This window comes from Streptomyces sp. NPDC044984, assembly GCF_040646935.1.
Taxonomy (GTDB): Bacteria; Actinomycetota; Actinomycetes; order Streptomycetales; family Streptomycetaceae; genus Streptomyces.
In genome coordinates this window covers 1-15880 of sequence record NZ_JBEZBE010000024.1, presented here as the reverse complement: position 1 = coordinate 15880, position 15880 = coordinate 1, and the positions used below count along the sequence as shown (strand labels likewise).

The following is a 15880-nucleotide window of genomic DNA, read 5'->3' as shown; positions in this document are numbered from 1 at the left end:
GGGTGTCCCCCGGATGCCGCAGGGGGCGTAACCAAGCCGGGCCGGCGGCCGTTGCCGGGCAGAACGCCCGCACCGACCGTTGGATGCCCTTTGCCCAGGTTCAGTGTCATTGTCCCCGCGTACCAGGTTCAGGCGTATCTGCACGAGTGCCTGGAGTCCGTGCTGTCCCAGTCGTACCCCGATCTCGAGCTGATCGCCGTCGACGACTGCTCGCCGGACGCCTGCGGTGCGGTGATCGACGAGTTCGCGGCCCGCGACCCGCGCGTACGGGCCGTGCACCTGCCCCGGAACGCCGGTCTCGGCCCGGCCCGCAACGCCGGGATGGAGCGGGCGAGGGGCGACTACCTGGTGTTCCTGGACGGCGACGACACCCTCACGCCCGACGCGCTGCTCGCCCTCGCCGACCGGCTGAAGGAGACGGGCGAACCGGACGTGCTGGTCTACGACTACGCGCGCACCCACTGGTCGGGCGAGGCCGTGCGCAACCGGGTCGCCGCCGAGCTCACCGAGGACGGACCCGCGCCGTTCCGCCTCGAGGACCGGCCGGGACTGCTGAACCTGCTGATGGTGGCGTGGAACAAGGCCTACCGGCGGGAGTTCGTCGAGCGCGCGGGCTTCGCCTTCCCGCCCGGCTACTACGAGGACACCCCGTGGACGTACCCGGTCCTGATGACGGCGGAGTCGATCGCCACCCTGGACCGGGTGTGCGTGCACTACCGGCAGCGCCGGGCCGGCGGCATCCTGCGCACCACCAGCGAACGGCACTTCGACGTCTTCGACCAGTACGACCGGGTCTTCGCGTTCCTCGACGAGCGGCCCGCGCTGCGGCGCTGGCGGCCGGTGCTGTTCCGCCGCATGCTCGACCACCTGGTGACGGTGTACGCGCGGCGGGACCGGCTGCCGCGCGGGTCGCGCGCCGCCTTCCTGCGCCGGGCGCGTGCCCACTGCCGGCGCCACCGGGCGCCCGGCGCGTCCGTGTCCGCGCGCGCCCGGGTCCACCACACGATGGTCCGCCTCGGACTGCACCGCACCTACCGGGCGCTGCGGCTGGCGGCGGCGCTGCGCCGCCGGTGGGCCCGGATCGCGGGGCGGCTGCCGCGCGCCCTGCGCCGCGCGGCCCTGCGCCTGCACTACCGGTTCCAGCGGCTGCTGCCGCTCCGCGCCGACCGGGCCGTCTTCGTCGCCGACGGGGGCCGCGGTCACGGCGGTGACCCGGGCGCGCTGGAGTCGGCGCTGCGCGAGCTGGCCCCGCACGTCCGCACCGCCTGGGTGGCCCGTCCCGAGCACCACCACACCCTTCCGCCGGCCGCCCGCCGGCTCGTGCCCGGCACGGCCGCCCACTTCAGCGCGCTCGCCCGGTCCGCGTACCTGGTGACCGACGCCGACGTGGTGCCGGGGCTGGTCAAGCGCAAGGGGCAGGTCCTGGTGCAGACGCGGCGCGGCACCCCCCTCGGGCACGAGGGCCTGGACCTGCTGGAGCGTCCCGCGGCGGCCCGGGACACCGACTTCGCGCGGCTCCTCGAGGGCGTCGACCAGTGGGACTACGTCGTCTCCGCCGACCGCCACTCGACCCTGACCTGGGAGCGGGTCTGCCCCGGCCGCTACACCACCCTGGAGTACGGCAGGCCGCGCACCGACCGGTTCCACACGGCGACCGGGGCGGACGTGGCCCGGCTGCGGGAGTCGCTCGGCGTCCCCGAGGGGTCGGTGGCGATCCTGTACGCGCCGGCCCACCGCGACTACCGGCGCACCCAGCGCCGGCTGCTCGACCTGGAGCGCGTGGTGCGCCGTCTCGGCCCGCGGTTCGTCGTCCTGTCCCTCGCCGACCGCCACCCGTACGGCGGGCCGCTGGAGGCCGCCTCCGACCGGGTCCTGGACGTCACCGGCCACCCGGACGTCACCTCGCTGTGCCTGGCCTCGGACGCCCTGGTCACGGACTATTCGCCGCTGATGTTCGACTACGCGGGCCTGGACCGGCCGGTCGTGCTGCACATCGACGACTGGGAGGCGTACGAGGCGGCCCGTGGCGCCTACTTCGACCCGCGGGCGTTCCCGCCGGGCGCGGTCGCGGGCGGCGAGGACGAGCTGATCGACATCTTCGCGACCGGTCACTGGTGCGGTGCCCGCGCCACCCGGCTGCGGGCGGACTTCCGCGCGCGCTTCTGCCCGCACGACGACGGTCGCGCCGCCGAGCGGGTCGTACGCCGGGTGGTGCTCGGGGAGACGGACCTGCCGCCGGTGGTGCCGCTGGACGGGCGCCGCCCGGTGCCGCCGGCCGGTGCCGTGTCCGGCCCGTCGTCGCTCACGACGGTGCCGCAGCAGCCCGCCGGTGTCCTGGCCGTCACCGACCACGGCTGACCGCCGTTTCCCTCTGTGCACCCAGGGAGTTCCCATGCCCTCCGGCTCGTCGCGGCCCACCCCGGCCCGGCCGCCCGCCCGGCGGCCGTCGGGGCGGCCGGGCGGGCGCCCCACCCGCTGAGGGCGCCACGACACCCTCTACGAGAAAGAGCAGAATGCCCCGCTTCAGCATCATCGTCCCGTCCCACGGGGTCGCCGGCCGGCTGGGCCGGGCGCTGGACTCGGTCCTCGCCCAGTCCTTCGGCGACTTCGAGCTGATCCCGGTCTGCGAGGTGCCCGGGTCCGCCGCGGCCGACGTGGCCGCCCGGCACGCCGAGCGGGACTCGCGGGTGGCGCCGGTGCACGCGCCGCCGTCGGCCGGACTGGCGGGGGCGCGCAACGCGGGGACGCGGGCGGCCACGGGGACGTACCTGCTGTTCCTCGACGGCGACGACGTCCTCGTACCGGGGGCGCTGGCGGCGCTGGACGCGCGCCTGGACCGGACCGGTCCGGTGGACGTGCTGCACTGCGAGCACGAGCGGGCACCCTGGTGGGAGGGCGAGCCCACCAACCCGGCCGCGCCCCTGCTGGCGAAGGCCCCCGACGGCGCGTTCTCCCCGGACCGCGCCCCGCACCTCACCGGCGTGGGCCTCCCGGCGTGGAGCGCGGCCTGGCGCCGCGACTTCGTCACCGAGCGGGGTCTCGCCTTCCCCGCGGGCCACTTCACGGACATCGGGTGGGGCGGACTGGCGATGCTGGACGCCGAGCGGGTGGCGGTGCTGCGTGCGGTCGTCGTACGGCATCTGGTGCGGCGGCAGGGCAGCCGGCTGAACCTGCCCGGGGAGCACCACGCCGAACTGCTGGACCAGGTCGAGCTGGTGCTGGAGCGGGCCGCCGAACGGGGGCTGTCCGCCGAGCGGTCGGCGCCGCTGTTCGAGCAGTTGTTCGCCACCGTGCTGAAGACGGCCGCCCGTCCCCGGCGGCTCCCGTCGGGCCGCCGCGCCTTCTTCCACCGGGCGAGCACCCTGTACCGGCGTCACCGCCCCGCCGGGTACCGGCCCCCGCGCGGCAGTCTCGGGGTGCAGCACCGGCTGCTGGCGTCCGGCTCCTACGAGGCGTTCGCCGCCCTGCGCGGCGCCCGGCGCACGGCGGCGCGGGCCGTGGCGGCGGTGCCGCGCCCCAGGGGCCTGCGCACCCGGCTGCTGTACCGGATGCACCTGCGCCGCCCGCTCGATCCGAACCTCGCCGTGTACTGCGCGTACTGGGGCCGCGGCTACGCCTGCAACCCGGCCGCGATCCACGCCCGGGCCCGTGAACTCGCCCCGCACATCCGCTCGGTGTTCCTGGTGGAGGCGGACCGGGCGCACACCGTGCCGGACGGTGTCGAGTACGCGGTCCTCGGCAGCCGCCGCTGCTGGGAGGTGCTGGCCCGCGCGAAGTACCTGGTCAACAATGCCAACTTCGCCGACGGCGTGGTCAAGCGCCCCGGCAGCGTCCACCTCCAGACGCAGCACGGCACCCCGCTGAAGACCATGGGTGTCGACCAGTCGACGTACCCGGTGGTGGCCGCCGCGACCGGCAGCTTCACCAAGCTCCTCGGCCGGGTGGACCGCTGGGACTACAACCTCTCCGCCAACCCCCACTCCACCCGCGTGTGGGAGCGCGCCTTCCCCGGCTCCTACGAGCACCTGGAGTACGGCTATCCGCGCAACGACGTGTACCTGACGGCCGGCGCCGACGACGTGGCCCGGATCCGCGCGGAGCTGGGCGTCCCTCAGGGCGCGCGGGCCGTGCTGTACGCGCCCACCCACCGCGACCACCGCACCGGCTTCGAGCCCGGCCTCGACCTGGAGGCGTTCTGCGCGGCGGCCGGCGAGGACGTCGTCGTCCTGCTGCGCGCCCACTACTTCTACGACCGGGGCGGGCGCGGGAGCGGCGGCCGGGTCGTCGACGTCACCGCGCACCCCTCGTCGGAGGACGTGTGCCTGGCCGCCGACGCGCTGGTCACCGACTACTCCTCGATCATGTTCGACTACGCCAACCTGGACCGGCCGATCGTGGTGTACGCCGACGACTGGGACGTCTACCGGGAGGTCCGGGGCGTCTGCTTCGACCTGCTGGAGGCACCGCCGGGACCGGTGGTGCGCACCCCCGAGGAGCTGGCCCGGGTGTTCCGCGACGGCTCGTACGCGGACGCGGAGTCGGCCGCGCTGCGGGCCCGGTTCCGGGAGCGGTTCTGCGCGTTCGACGACGGGCGGGCCGCCGAACGGGTCGTGCGCCGGGTGCTGCTCGGCGAACCGCCCGAGGCCCTGCCGCCCGTGATCCCGCTCGCGGAGCGCGTCCCCGCCCCCGCGGCCACCCCGGTGAGGAGCTGACGTGCCCCGTTTCAGCGTCATCGTCCCCGTCCACAGGGTGCGGGGGTACCTGCACGCCTGTCTCGACTCGGTGCTCGGGCAGTCGTACCGCGACCTCGAGGTGATCGCCGTCGACGACCGCTCCCCCGACGGCTGCGGCGCGGTCCTCGACGCGTACGCGGCCCGCGACGAGCGGGTCCGGGTGGTGCACCTGCCGCAGAACGTGGGCCTCGGCCGGGCCCGCAACGCGGGGATGGAGCACGCGACGGGCGACTACCTGTTCTTCCTCGACGGCGACGACACCCTCACCCCGGGCGCGCTGCGCGCGACGGCCGACCGCCTCGACGAGACCGAGGACCCGGACGTCCTGGTCTTCGACTACGCCCGCACCCACTGGTGGGGCGGCACCCGCCGCAACGTCCTGGCCCGTCTGCTGGCCACCGAGGAGGTGTTCACGGCGGCCGAGCGGCCGGAGATCCTCGATCTGCTGATGGTGGTGTGGAACAAGGTCTACCGCCGCGACTTCGTGGCCCGGGAGGGCTTCGTCTTCCCGCCCGGCTACTACGAGGACACGCCCTGGACCTTTCCGGTGCTGCTCAGCGCGGAGCGCATCGCCACCCTGGACCGGATCTGCGTGTACTACCGGCAGCGCCGCCGGGGCAGCATCCTGTCCACCACCAGCCGCAGGCACTTCGACGTCCACGAGCAGTACGCGCGGGTGTTCCGGTTCGTCGACGCCCGCCCGGCGCTCGCGCACTGGCGGCCCTTCCTGCACGCCAAGATGGGCGAGCACTGCCTCGACATCCTCGCCAAGCCGGACCGCCTGCCGCCGTCCGACAAGGGCGAGTTCTTCCGCCGCACGGCCGAGATGTTCCGGGCGCACCGGCCGGAGGGCGTCCCGGTTCCGGCGGAACTGCGGGTGCTGGAGGGAAGTTACGCCGGATACGTCCTGAAGCGGCGGGCGGGGGAGGCCGGGCGGGAGCTGGGGCGGCGGGCCCGGCAGGCGGGTACGGCGACGGCGGCGCGGTACGCCCGGGCCCGGGCCCGGTCCGTGTTCCGCCGTCCGCTCGACCCGGACCTCGCCGTGTACTCGGCGTTCTCGCACCGGGGCGTGCTCGGCGACCCGGCGGCGATCCACCGCGCGGCACGCGAACTCGCCCCGCACGTCCGGGGCGTGTGGGTGCTGACCGACGAGGAGCAGGCGGCCGGTCTTGAGCCGGACACCGCGTACGTGCTGCTCGGCTCGCCCGGATACCGCCGGGTGACCGAGCGGGCCACGTACTTCGTCAACAACGTCAACTGGCCGGGCTCGCTGGTCAAACGCCCGGGGAGCGTGCACGTCCACACCCACCGGGGCACCCCGCTGAAGTACCTGGGCGCCGACCTGCTGGACCGGCCCGGCGCCCGGCTCGGCCTCGACGTCCCGCAGATGCTGCGCCGGGCCGACCGCTGGGACTACAGCCTGGTCGCCAACCGGCACTCCGAGCTGGTGTGGGAGCGGGCCTTCCCCTGCCACTTCACCTCCCTGCGCACCGGCAGCCCGCGCAACGACGTCCTGGTCGCCGCTCCGGCGGACCGGGGGCGTGCGGTGCGCGAACGGCTCGGCGTCCCGGACGGCGACACGGTGGTGCTGTACGCGCCGACCCGCCGCGACTACCGCAGGGACGGGCTGGTGGAGCGGCTCGACCTCGCCCGGTTCGCCGCCGGCCTGGGCGAGGGCCGCACCCTCGTCGTCCGCCTGCACCCCTCGCTGGCCGCCGGCCCCGCGCGCGGCCTCGGCCTGTCCGAGCTGCACCGGCGGGGCGTGCTCGTCGACGCCACGGACGAGCCGGAGGTGCAGGACGTGCTGCTCGCCGCCGACGTACTGGTCACCGACTACTCGTCGATCATGTTCGACTACGCCCTGCTGGACCGGCCGATCGTGGTGTACGCCGACGACTGGGACGCCTACCGGGCGAGCCGGGGCGCCTACCTGGACATCACGGCCGAGGCACCGGGCCATGTGGCGCGCTCCCCCTGGGAGCTGGCGTGGCTGTTCGACTCCGGGACCTGGCGGGACGAGGAGGCGGCGCGGCTGCGGTCGGCGTTCCGGCAGCGGTTCTGCGAGTTCGACGACGGCCGGGCCGCCGAGCGGGTGGTGCGGACGCTGATGCTGGGCGAGCCGATGCCCGAGCGGCCGGCCGGACCGGCCCGGGTGCCGTCCCCCGAGCGCCCGGCTCCGCTCGCGGCGGGGGGATCCCCGCCGTCCACCGGCCGCGACCTGCTGACCCCGTCGTGAGGCCGCGCACCCGGGTCCTGCTGCTGGCCGCCGTCTTCGCGCTGCTGCAACTCGCCAACGTCACCGGCCGGGACACCCCCGACAGCAAGAACTACCTGTCGTACGCGCTGCACCTGACCGGTGCGGACAAGCGGGAGGCGGCCACCGCCACCATCGACTACTTCTGTGCGGGCCGGGCGTCGATCGCGCACCGCGAGCAGAACGTGGACGTGGTCCGCTTCCACGCCCCCGACCCCGCTCCGGAGGTCCTGCGCGAGTGCCGGGAGCGGGAGTGGCGGCAGGTGGAGGCCCTGCTGGCGGCGGGGCGGACCGGCGGGCACACCGTGCCGTTCATGCCGGAGCGGTTCATGCGGATCTTCGAGGTACGGCCCGGCTTTCCGGTGTTCCTGGCGCCGTTCGTCGCCCTGTTCGGGGTGACGTGGGGCGTGTGGGCGGCGGGCGTGGTGGTGACCTGCGCGGGCGGGGTGCTCGCCTTCCTGGTGCTGCGCGCCCTGGCGGTGTCCGTGCCGCTCGCGCTCACCGGGCAGGCGCTGTTCCTGGTCCTGCCGTGCGGGACGACCGCGATGCGCCCGATGGCCGAGGGGCTGCTGCTGGCGCTCACCCTGGCGGCGCTGTGGGGCTGTGCGCTGGTGCTCCAGGGGCACAGGACGCGGGCGGGCCTGGCGCTGGTGGGCGCCGCGCTGCTCGCGCTGTTCACCGTCAAGCACTCGCAGGCGCTGTTCCTCGGGCTGTGCCTGGCGGGCGCGGGCGCGGCGGTCGCCGTGCGGCGCCGGTGGCGGGGGCGGCCGTCGGGGCGCGGGGTGGTCGCGCTCGCGGGGACCGGGTGCGCGGGGGTGTTCGGCACGCTGCTGCTGGCCCGGCTGCTGCACTACCCGTCGGCGTCGGAGAGCGTGCAGGACCTGCTCACCGATCACTTCGCCCGCCCCGACCGGGAGCGGCCGTGGGCGGAGTTCTTCCAGTTGCAGGGGAACTTCTGGACGGAGTGGCTGCGGCGGCAGCTGTGGGAGCCGGTGTTCGTCTCGTTCCTGGCGGCCGGTGTCCCGGGGGCGCTGCGGCGGCCGGCGTTCGGTGCCTTCCTGGTCGCCGCCGCCGGCACGGGGTTCCTCAACCAGGCCGGGCATCCGGACATCAACATCTGGGGCGACCGGCTGATCACGCTGGCCTGGCTGCTGCCGGTGCTGGGCGTGCCGCTGCTGCTGGAGCCGGTGGTGCGGCGGGCGGTGGTGCCGGCGCAGGGCGCTCCGGTGGGGCTGGCGCACTGACCGTCCGCTTCACCCGATGAGCTGGCCGTCCGCTTCACCCGATGAGCTGACCGTCCGCTTCACCCGATGAGGTGACGCGGGGTCATGCCGTGGGGCACGCCGGGAACATTGGGCAAATGCCCGTGAAGCTCCCTTTCCGTACCCTCCGATGAGCTCCCCGGTCCTCGTCCGGCCGGCCGTGCGCGGTGCCACGGCGCTGCGCGGCGGCGGGGCCTGGCGCCCCACTCCGTACCAGTTCTTCGGCTTCCTGTTCTGGCTGGTGATGTCGCTGGCGTACTGGAGGGTGCCGCTGTGCTGCGACGCCGGGCAGCACGCGGCGGTCGTCGAGCGCCTCGAGGACGATCTGCTGCACCCCCGGCACCCGATGGCGGACCTGCCGGGGGCGGGCAGCCCCTACTACTCGCCGTTCGCGCTGGCGCAGGGCGTGGCCGCCCGGCTGACGGGGCTGGGCGGCTGGGAGGTGCTCAGGCTCACCGGGCCGCTGAACCTGCTGGTGCTGCTCACCGGGATCGGCCGTTTCGTGCGGGTGCTGACCCCGCGCCCCTGGGCGCCGGTGCTGGCGCTCGGCGCGATGACGCTGTTGTGGGGGGTGGAGCGGGCCTGGTGGAGCGGCTATCTGAACCTGATGTCGATGACGGGCAACCTGGCCTACCCGTCGGCGTTCGCGATCGGGCTCGCCTTCTGGGCGTGGGCGCTGACGGGGACGCGGGCTCGGCGGGCGGGGGCACGGGGCCGGCGCGCGGGGACGGGCGGGCCGCGCCCGCTGTCCGGGTACGCGGCGCTGGGCGCGCTGTACGGGCTGATCCTGCTCGTGCACCCGATCACGGCGGTCGCGGCGGCGCTGGGCGGGGTGGCGCTGGTCGCCGGGTGGCAGCGGCGGTGGGGTCCGGCGGCCGCGGGGCGGTGGGCGCTGGCGGGGGCGGTGGCGCTGCTGACGGCCGCCTGCTGGCCGTACTTCGACGTGTTCGCGCTGGCCGGGGACGGCAGCGTGGACGCGATGCACCGGCGGCTGTACCTGGACCTCGGCGGGCAGTTCGGGCTGGCGCTGCTCGGGCTGCCGGTGCTGTGGCTGCGGGCGCGGCGCACCTCGTGGCGTGATCCGCTGGTGCTGATGTTCGTCCTGGACTGCCTGGTGGTGGCGTACGGCTGGGTCAGCGGCCACTACACCTACGGCAGGATCCTCGGGCTGACGCTGGTGCCGTTGCAGTTCGCGTCGGCGGTGGAGCTGGCGGCGCCGCGGCCGTGGCCGGTGTGGCGGCGGCTGCTGGGCGGGGCCACGGCGGCGGGGGCGTGCGCCGCGTTCCTGACCGTGCACGCCGGGGCGGTGGTGCCGGCGGGCTTCGAACGGCCGCCGGACTGGCCGTCGTACGCGTGGGCCGCGCGGTACGTCGGGCCGGGTGAGGTCGTGATCACCGACGGCTACCACGCCGTCCACGCGATCGCCGGGTACGGGCCGAACCTCGCCGCGCCGGCCTGGCCGGACGCCTCGCTGGACGAGGGGGAGCGGCTGCGGCGGGTGGCCGACGTGCGCGCGTACCTCGACCCCGGTTCGACCCGCGCCGAGCGGGCCGCGGTCGTCCGCCGGTACCACGCGCGCTGGCTGCTGCTGACGCCCCGGCAGCGGGTGCCCGAGGAGGCGGTGGTGGTGGCGTGGAGCCGGCGGACGGGGGAGGTGCTGGCGCGGGTCGGGGGGTGAACCCGCCGGGGACTACTCGATGACGAGGTCGACCGGGATGTTGCCGCGGGTGGCGTTGGAGTAGGGGCAGACCTGGTGGGCCTGCTCGACCAGCTTGCGGCCGGTCTCCTCGTCGAGGCCGTCGGGCAGTTCGACGCGCAGCGTCACCGCGAGCGCGAAGCCCTCGCCCTGCTTGCCGAGGACGACCTCGGCGGTCACCGCGGCGTCGCTGACGTCGACCTTCGCCGCCCGGCCGACCACGCCGAGGGCGCTGCCGAAGCAGGCCGCGTAACCGGCGGCGAACAGCTGCTCGGGGTTGGTGCCCTGGCCGTTGCCGCCGAGCTCCACGGGGGCGCTCAGGCCGAGGTCCAGCTTGCCGTCGGAGGTGACGGCGCGGCCCTCGCGGCCGTGGGTGGCGGTGGCGACAGCGGTGTAGAGCGCGTCCATGGAAAGGACCTTCCCTCTCGAGTCGTGGCTCGGCCGGGCCCTTCGGTGGGTCCGGCCGCCGTACGACCACAAGTAGAGCACGCAATTGAATTGCGCGCAACCAAATGGCTCGCAAGGGCTACCCTGGAGGCATGACAGCCACTCCGAGCCCACCCCCCGCGACGGCCCCGCTGCCGGGCGCCGCGGACGACTGGCTCCGCCTCGACCAGCAGATCTGCTTCAACCTGAACGCCGCCTCCCGCGCCTTCAACGGCGTCTACCGGGTGGTCCTCAAGGACCTCGGGCTCACCTATCCGCAGTACCTGGTCATGCTGGTGCTGTGGGAGCACGGCACGCTGCCCGTGAAGAAGCTCGGCGAGCACCTGCGACTGGACTCCGGCACGCTGTCCCCGCTGCTCAAGCGGCTGGAGACGGCCGGTCTGGTGCGCCGGGAGCGCAGTGCGCGCGACGAGCGGTCGGTGGAGGTCCGGCCCACCGAGGAGGGCACGGCGCTGCGGGAGCGGGCCCTGGAGGTGCCGCGCCGGATCATGGCCGCGACCGGCTTCGGGATCGACGAGATCCGCGATCTGAGCACCCGCCTCCACCGGCTCACGGCGGCGCTGGACACGGCGGTGGCGGAGGGCGCGTGACGGCCGCCGACGTGCGCCGAGCGCGCCGGGCGTCCTCAATGGAGGGCAGGAGCAGCCCCGTGACGTGTCCGAGGACGCCATGCAGCCCTCTCAGCCCCAGGTCGCCGTCGTCGTCATCGGCCACGACGACGCCGCCCATGTGACCGACGCCGTGCGCTCGGCGCTCGGGCAGGGCGGCGCCGTACGGGAGGTCGTCGCCGTCGACGACTGCTCGACGGACGGCAGCGCCGGCCTGCTGGACCGGCTCGCCGAGGGCGAGCCCCGGCTGCGGGTGATCCGGCTCCCCGTCAACAGCGGCGGCTGCGGCACCCCGCGCAACACCGGGCTCGCCGCGGTGACCTCCCCGTACGTGATGTTCCTGGACAGCGACGACGTACTGCCGCCCGGCGCGGTGGACGCGCTGCTCACGGCCGCGACCGGGGCGGACGCGCAGGTCGCGGGCGGCCTGTGCGTGCGCCGCGAGCTGCCGTCGGGGCGCGAGGTGCCCTGGGAGCCGGCCCTGTACGCCGCGCCCGCCGTGCTCGACCGCCCGGCGCTGCGCCCGCGCCTGGTCCACGACACGCTGTGCGTCAACAAGCTCTACGGCACGGCCTTCCTGCGCGCGCACGGCATCCGCTTCCCCGACGGCCGGTTCCCCTACGAGGACGTCGTGTTCACCGCGCGGGTGTGGGCCGCCGCCCCGCGCGTCGCGCTGGTCCCGGACCGGGTGTACGTCTGGCACGTCCGCCGGTCCGCGCGGCGGCTGTCGATCTCGCTGGACCGCGCGGGCGTCGACAACTGGCGGGCCCGCACGCACGCGTGCCGCACCGCCCACGGGATCCTGCTGGCCGCCGGGGAGAAGCGGCTGGCGCGCCGGGCGCGGGCCAAGTTCCTCGACCACGACCTGCGCATGTACGCCCGCGAGCTGCCGCTGCACGACGAGGAGTACCGGCGTCAGTGGTGGGCGCACACCCGGGCGTTCCTCGCGGAGTACGACGCCGCCGACTGGGCCCGCGACCCGGTGGCCCCGGGCCGGCTGACCGGGCGGGTCGTGCTGGCCTCCCCCGAGCCGTGCGACCTGCCCCGGCTGCGGGAGCTGGCGGCCCGGCCGGCCCGGCTGTGCCCGCCGTACGCCCGCGCGGCGGACGGCACGCCCTGCTGGTCGGCCGCCCTGCCCGGGATCACCCTGGAGCCCCTGCTGACCCGCCCCGTGCCCCTCCTCCCGCTCGCCGTGGACGCGGAACTGCGCCCCCGCGCGCACGGCCCGCGGCTGCGGGTGCGCCTGCACGAGCTGTACGGCCGGGTGGCACGGGCGGAGCCCTGGTCGGTGGAGACGGAGTGGCGCCACCGGGACCGGGACGGCGCCCGCGTCCGCCGTACGGTGCCGCTGCGGACGGCCGCCGACGGCACCTGGGTCGCGGAGACGACCGTACGGCCGGACCGGCTGGCCACGCTCGGCACGGGCGCCTGGGACCTGCGGCTGCGGGTGCGCTTCCGGGACGGTTCGAGCCGCCGGGTCACCGCGCACGCGCTCGCCGGGCCGGGGCTGCTGCGCCGCTGTGCGATGCCGAGCCCCTGGCACGGTGTGGTGCTGGTGCGGCCGTACGCCACGCACTCGGGCGCGCTCGCCCTGCGCGTGGCGGCCGGGGTCCGCGGAGTCGCCCCGGTGCTGCGCGGAAGGCTCCGGCGCCTGCTTCACTGGGAGCCGACCACTTCCGACCGCACGGGCACGGGCCAACGACGAGGGGACGGCCGACCATGACCTGGTTGATCACCGGCGGCGCCGGCTACATCGGGGCGCACGTCGTACGGGCGATGACCGAGGCGGGCGAACGGGCGGTGGTGTACGACGACCTGTCCACCGGACTCGCCGACCGGGTGCCGGACGGGGTGCCCCTGGTGGTCGGCTCCACCCTGGACGGCGAGCGGGTGGCGCGCGCCCTCGCGGACCACGGGGTCACCGGGGTCGTCCACCTGGCGGCGAAGAAGCAGGTGGCCGAGTCGGTGTCGCTCCCCCTGCACTACTACCGGGAGAACGTGGAGGGCCTGCGGGTCCTGCTGGAAGCGGTCACGTCGGCCGGCGTCCGCTCCTTCGTCCTCTCGTCCTCGGCGGCCGTGTACGGCATGCCGGACGTGGACCTCGTGACGGAGGAGACCCCCTGCGCGCCCATGTCGCCGTACGGCGAGACGAAGCTGGCCGGCGAGTGGCTGGTCCGCGCGACCGGCGCGGCGGCCGGGCTCTCCACGGCCTGCCTGCGCTACTTCAACGTCGCCGGCGCCGCTCGCCCGGACCTCGCCGACACGGGCGTCTTCAACCTCGTCCCCATGGTCTTCGAGAAGCTGACCGAGAACGCGCCCCCGCGCGTGTTCGGCGACGACTACCCGACCCCCGACGGCACCTGTGTCCGCGACTACATCCACGTCGTCGACCTGGCCGAGGCCCATGTCGCGGCGGCCCGCGCGCTGCGCTCCGCCCCCGGCCGGGACCTCACCCTCAACATCGGCCGCGGTGAGGGCGTCTCCGTCCGGGAGATGATCGACCGCGTCAACGCCCTCACCGGCCACGACTGCCCGCCCGTGGTCACCCCGCGCCGCCCCGGCGACCCGGCCCGCGTCGTCGCCTCCGCCGACCGGGCGGCCGCGGAACTGGGCTGGAAGGCCCGCCACGGCGTCGACGACATGATCACCTCGGCCTGGGCGGGCTGGCTGCGCCTGCACCCGGAAGCGGCCCGCGCCTGATGCCCACCCGCACCGAACGCGCCCCGGGCGCCGTCATCGGCTCCGCCGTCGGCGACGCCCCGGGCGCCCCCTTCGGGTTCGGCCCGGAGGGCGCCTTCCCGGCCCGCTTCCCGGCACCGAAGCCGCGGTGACCCTGTGGAGCAGGAGTCCCCCACGACGGGCTGACCTCCGCGGCCGGTCGGGGTGGTCCTGAGGGCCGGTCACCTCCTCCAGAACAGGTGGTGGGTCACGCCGCTCGGGCTGGGCACGACCTCCAGGTGGAACCGGTCGAGCAGTTCGTCGGGGGACTCCCACAGGCGCAGTCCGGACCCGAGCTTCACCGGTGAGACCGCCACGTGCAGGGTGTCGACGAGATCCGCGTCGAGGAACTGCCGAATGGTGGTGACCCCGCCGCCGAGCCGGACGTCCTTGCCCCGCGCCGCTTCCCGCGCCCGCGCGAGGACCGCGGCCGGGTCCCCGGCGACGAAGTGGAACGTGGTGTCGGAGAGCGTGAACGAGGGACGCTCGTGGTGGGTCATGACGAACACCGGGGTGCGGAACGGGGGCTCCTCCCCCCACCAGCCGCGCCACTCGTGATCGTGCCAGGGCCCGCGCTGGGGCCCGAACTTGTTGCGGCCCATGATCTCGGCGCCGATGTTGCGCGCGTAGTCCCGGGTGAAGTAGTCGTCGAGGCCCCGGCTGCCCCCGGGGTCGGTGCGCATGGGCCAGCTCGCCGTGGCGCCGGCCCAGGCGAACAGCCGCTCGGGGTGGTCGAGGCCGAACGGCTGCTCGAGGCTCTGGTCCTCGCCGGCAGCGATGCCGTCGCTCGAGACGTTGAAGTTCTGGACTCTCAGAAGCTGAGCCACGCGTTCCTCCCGTGTTGTCGGACAACAAGGGTGAGACTCCTCGGGCCGGGAAAAGTCATCGCCGCGCCACACGGCGATGGCCGGGACCGTACGCCGGTCCCGGCCGTTGCCGCGTGCGGGTCCAGATCTGGTTGAGGCCGCCGTCGACGGCGATCTCGGCGCCGGTCACCAAACTGCTCTGCGGTGTGGCGAGGAAGAGCACCGCGTCGGCGACCTCCTCCGGGCGGCCCAGCCGACCCAAAGGAAGCCCCGGGGCGCGGCGCACCTCCCTCACAGCGCCTTCAGCGCCTCCGTCGTCGCCCGGGTCAGCGCCTCCAGGTACCCCTTCGGCGGCTTGGGGCCGCGGATGACCACCGAGCGCCAGTACAGGGGGCCCGAGATCAGGTCGAGGGCCAGGGCGTGGTCGGCGCCGGGGCGGAGTTCGCCGCGCGCCTGTGCCGCCGCGACGATGCCCCGGGCGACGGAGTCCTGGCCCTCGCGCAGCGCCTTCTGCAGGGCCTCGGCGATGTCGGGGTTGCGGGCGGCCTCGGCCTGGAGGTCGGGGAGGATCTGCGAGGCGACGGGGTGGCGCAGGGCGCGGGAGGTGACCTCGTACAGCAGGCGCAGGTCGCCCTCCAGGGAGCCGGTGTCCGGCGCGGGCAGGCCCTGGACGGCGATCGCGGACAACAGGTCGAGGACCAGGTGCAGCTTGGAGCGCCAGCGGCGGTACACCGCGGTCTTGCCGACACCCGCGCGGCGCGCGATCCCCTCGATCGACATCCGCGCGTAGCCGGCCGCCGCCAGCTCCTCGAAGACGGCCGCCCGGATGGCCTCCGTCACGTCCTGGCGCAGGACGGCGGCCCCGGCGGGGGCCCTGCGGCGCGGACGCGGCTGGGGCTCGTCGGCGTTCGTCGTCATGCGGACAGCATAGGCCGATACCGTCACGACGAAACGGTTGCGTTCCGGCGTTCTTTCGACTTACGCTCCCGTTGCGACGATACGGTCCCGTCCCGACGTAGGGACTCCCGTCGCCCCCCTCCCTCTAGCGAAAGCGCCGGATGTGAGTCAGGCCCTCCACACCCCACCCCCCGCACCGGTCCGCCCGGTCCCGGCCGAGGACGACCTCGCGGCCCTCGCCGCCCGGCACGGCCTCACGGTCAGCGGCGCCCGGCCGTCCCTGGGCGAGTACGTCCGTCAGCTCTGGGACCGGCGGCACTTCATCCTCGCCTTCTCCCGGGCGAAGCTGACCGCCCAGTACAGCCAGGCCAAGCTCGGCCAGCTGTGGCAGGTGGCGACCCCGCTGCTGAACGCGGCGGTGTACTTCTTCATCTTCGGCCTGCTGCTGGGCGCCAACCG

Annotated in this window: 12 protein-coding genes and 2 pseudogenes; 10 read left to right on the top strand and 4 right to left on the bottom strand. The window is 75.1% G+C overall.

Going from position 1 to position 15880, the window contains the following annotated elements; genetic code table 11:
- Positions 1-90: 90 nt before the first annotated feature.
- The 5 genes from AB0A94_RS24720 to AB0A94_RS24700 all read left to right on the top strand — a co-directional run bounded on the left by AB0A94_RS24720 (position 91) and on the right by AB0A94_RS24700 (position 9927).
- Positions 91-2358 (top strand): bifunctional glycosyltransferase family 2 protein/CDP-glycerol:glycerophosphate glycerophosphotransferase, encoded by a 2268-nt coding sequence (locus AB0A94_RS24720; RefSeq protein ID WP_361747641.1) that lies wholly within the window; start codon positions 91-93, stop codon positions 2356-2358.
- Between the two features lie 155 nt (positions 2359-2513).
- A complete protein-coding gene (locus tag AB0A94_RS24715; RefSeq protein ID WP_361747639.1) occupies positions 2514-4712 on the top strand; it encodes a bifunctional glycosyltransferase family 2 protein/CDP-glycerol:glycerophosphate glycerophosphotransferase in 2199 nt (732 codons plus the stop codon).
- A 1-nt stretch (position 4713) separates the two neighbouring features.
- Complete coding sequence (locus AB0A94_RS24710; RefSeq protein ID WP_361747637.1) at positions 4714-6969, top strand: bifunctional glycosyltransferase family 2 protein/CDP-glycerol:glycerophosphate glycerophosphotransferase; 2256 nt, start codon at positions 4714-4716, stop codon at positions 6967-6969.
- The gene (locus tag AB0A94_RS24705) at positions 6966-8231 is read left to right on the top strand and encodes a hypothetical protein (RefSeq protein WP_361747635.1); all 1266 of its coding nucleotides are present in this window, start codon (positions 6966-6968) and stop codon (positions 8229-8231) included. Before AB0A94_RS24710 ends, AB0A94_RS24705 begins: the two co-directional genes overlap by 4 nt.
- A gap of 148 nt (positions 8232-8379) precedes the next feature.
- Positions 8380-9927 carry a hypothetical protein gene (locus AB0A94_RS24700; RefSeq protein WP_361747633.1) on the top strand — a complete coding sequence of 516 codons (1548 nt, stop codon included), beginning with the start codon at positions 8380-8382 and terminating at the stop codon, positions 9925-9927.
- Positions 9928-9939: 12 nt separating this feature from the next.
- Here AB0A94_RS24700 and AB0A94_RS24695 read toward each other — a convergent pair whose 3' ends face one another.
- Positions 9940-10353, bottom strand: coding sequence for an organic hydroperoxide resistance protein (locus AB0A94_RS24695; protein ID WP_217128409.1), 414 nt, complete (start codon positions 10351-10353; stop codon positions 9940-9942).
- Between the two features lie 131 nt (positions 10354-10484).
- Here AB0A94_RS24695 and AB0A94_RS24690 point away from each other — a divergent pair, with 131 nt between their 5' ends.
- The 4 genes and pseudogenes from AB0A94_RS24690 to AB0A94_RS24675 form a co-directional block, all read left to right on the top strand.
- Positions 10485-10982, top strand: coding sequence for a MarR family transcriptional regulator (locus AB0A94_RS24690; protein ID WP_217128410.1), 498 nt, complete (start codon positions 10485-10487; stop codon positions 10980-10982).
- 79 nt (positions 10983-11061) lie between these two features.
- Positions 11062-12723, top strand: coding sequence for a glycosyltransferase family 2 protein (locus AB0A94_RS24685; protein ID WP_361747828.1), 1662 nt, complete (start codon positions 11062-11064; stop codon positions 12721-12723).
- Positions 12720-13700, top strand: a complete 981-nt coding sequence (galE, locus tag AB0A94_RS24680) for a UDP-glucose 4-epimerase GalE (protein ID WP_361747631.1) — start codon at positions 12720-12722, stop codon at positions 13698-13700. The genes AB0A94_RS24685 and galE overlap by 4 nt, the downstream gene beginning before the upstream one ends.
- Positions 13700-13819: pseudogene (locus AB0A94_RS24675) on the top strand (ADP-ribosylglycohydrolase family protein); the annotation flags it as partial. The gene galE and the pseudogene AB0A94_RS24675, both read left to right, overlap by 1 nt.
- A gap of 81 nt (positions 13820-13900) precedes the next feature.
- On the opposite strand, the gene AB0A94_RS24670 reads toward AB0A94_RS24675, so the two are convergent.
- From AB0A94_RS24670 to AB0A94_RS24660, 3 genes are read right to left on the bottom strand one after another with little or no spacing between them, the layout of a single operon-like run.
- Positions 13901-14545, bottom strand: coding sequence for a dihydrofolate reductase family protein (locus AB0A94_RS24670; RefSeq protein WP_361747629.1), 645 nt, complete (start codon positions 14543-14545; stop codon positions 13901-13903).
- 55 nt (positions 14546-14600) lie between these two features.
- Positions 14601-14810 carry an SDR family oxidoreductase gene (locus AB0A94_RS24665; protein ID WP_361747826.1) on the bottom strand — a complete coding sequence of 70 codons (210 nt, stop codon included), beginning with the start codon at positions 14808-14810 and terminating at the stop codon, positions 14601-14603.
- Between the two features lie 5 nt (positions 14811-14815).
- On the bottom strand, positions 14816-15442 hold the full coding sequence (locus tag AB0A94_RS24660; protein WP_361747627.1) for a TetR/AcrR family transcriptional regulator: 627 nt from the start codon (positions 15440-15442) through the stop codon (positions 14816-14818).
- Between the two features lie 142 nt (positions 15443-15584).
- Between AB0A94_RS24660 and AB0A94_RS24655 the strand changes: the two are divergent.
- Positions 15585-15880, top strand: a pseudogene (locus AB0A94_RS24655) (ABC transporter permease); the annotation flags it as partial.

Coding starts and splice junctions, on each gene's coding strand:
- AB0A94_RS24715 (WP_361747639.1), top strand. CDS start 2,514: ATGCCCCGCTTCAGCATCATCGTCCCGTCCCACGGGGTCGCCGGCCGG.
- AB0A94_RS24700 (WP_361747633.1), top strand. CDS start 8,380: ATGAGCTCCCCGGTCCTCGTCCGGCCGGCCGTGCGCGGTGCCACGGCG.
- AB0A94_RS24695 (WP_217128409.1), bottom strand. CDS start 10,353: ATGGACGCGCTCTACACCGCTGTCGCCACCGCCACCCACGGCCGCGAG.
- AB0A94_RS24690 (WP_217128410.1), top strand. CDS start 10,485: ATGACAGCCACTCCGAGCCCACCCCCCGCGACGGCCCCGCTGCCGGGC.
- AB0A94_RS24685 (WP_361747828.1), top strand. CDS start 11,062: ATGCAGCCCTCTCAGCCCCAGGTCGCCGTCGTCGTCATCGGCCACGAC.
- galE (WP_361747631.1), top strand. CDS start 12,720: ATGACCTGGTTGATCACCGGCGGCGCCGGCTACATCGGGGCGCACGTC.
- AB0A94_RS24660 (WP_361747627.1), bottom strand. CDS start 15,442: ATGACGACGAACGCCGACGAGCCCCAGCCGCGTCCGCGCCGCAGGGCC.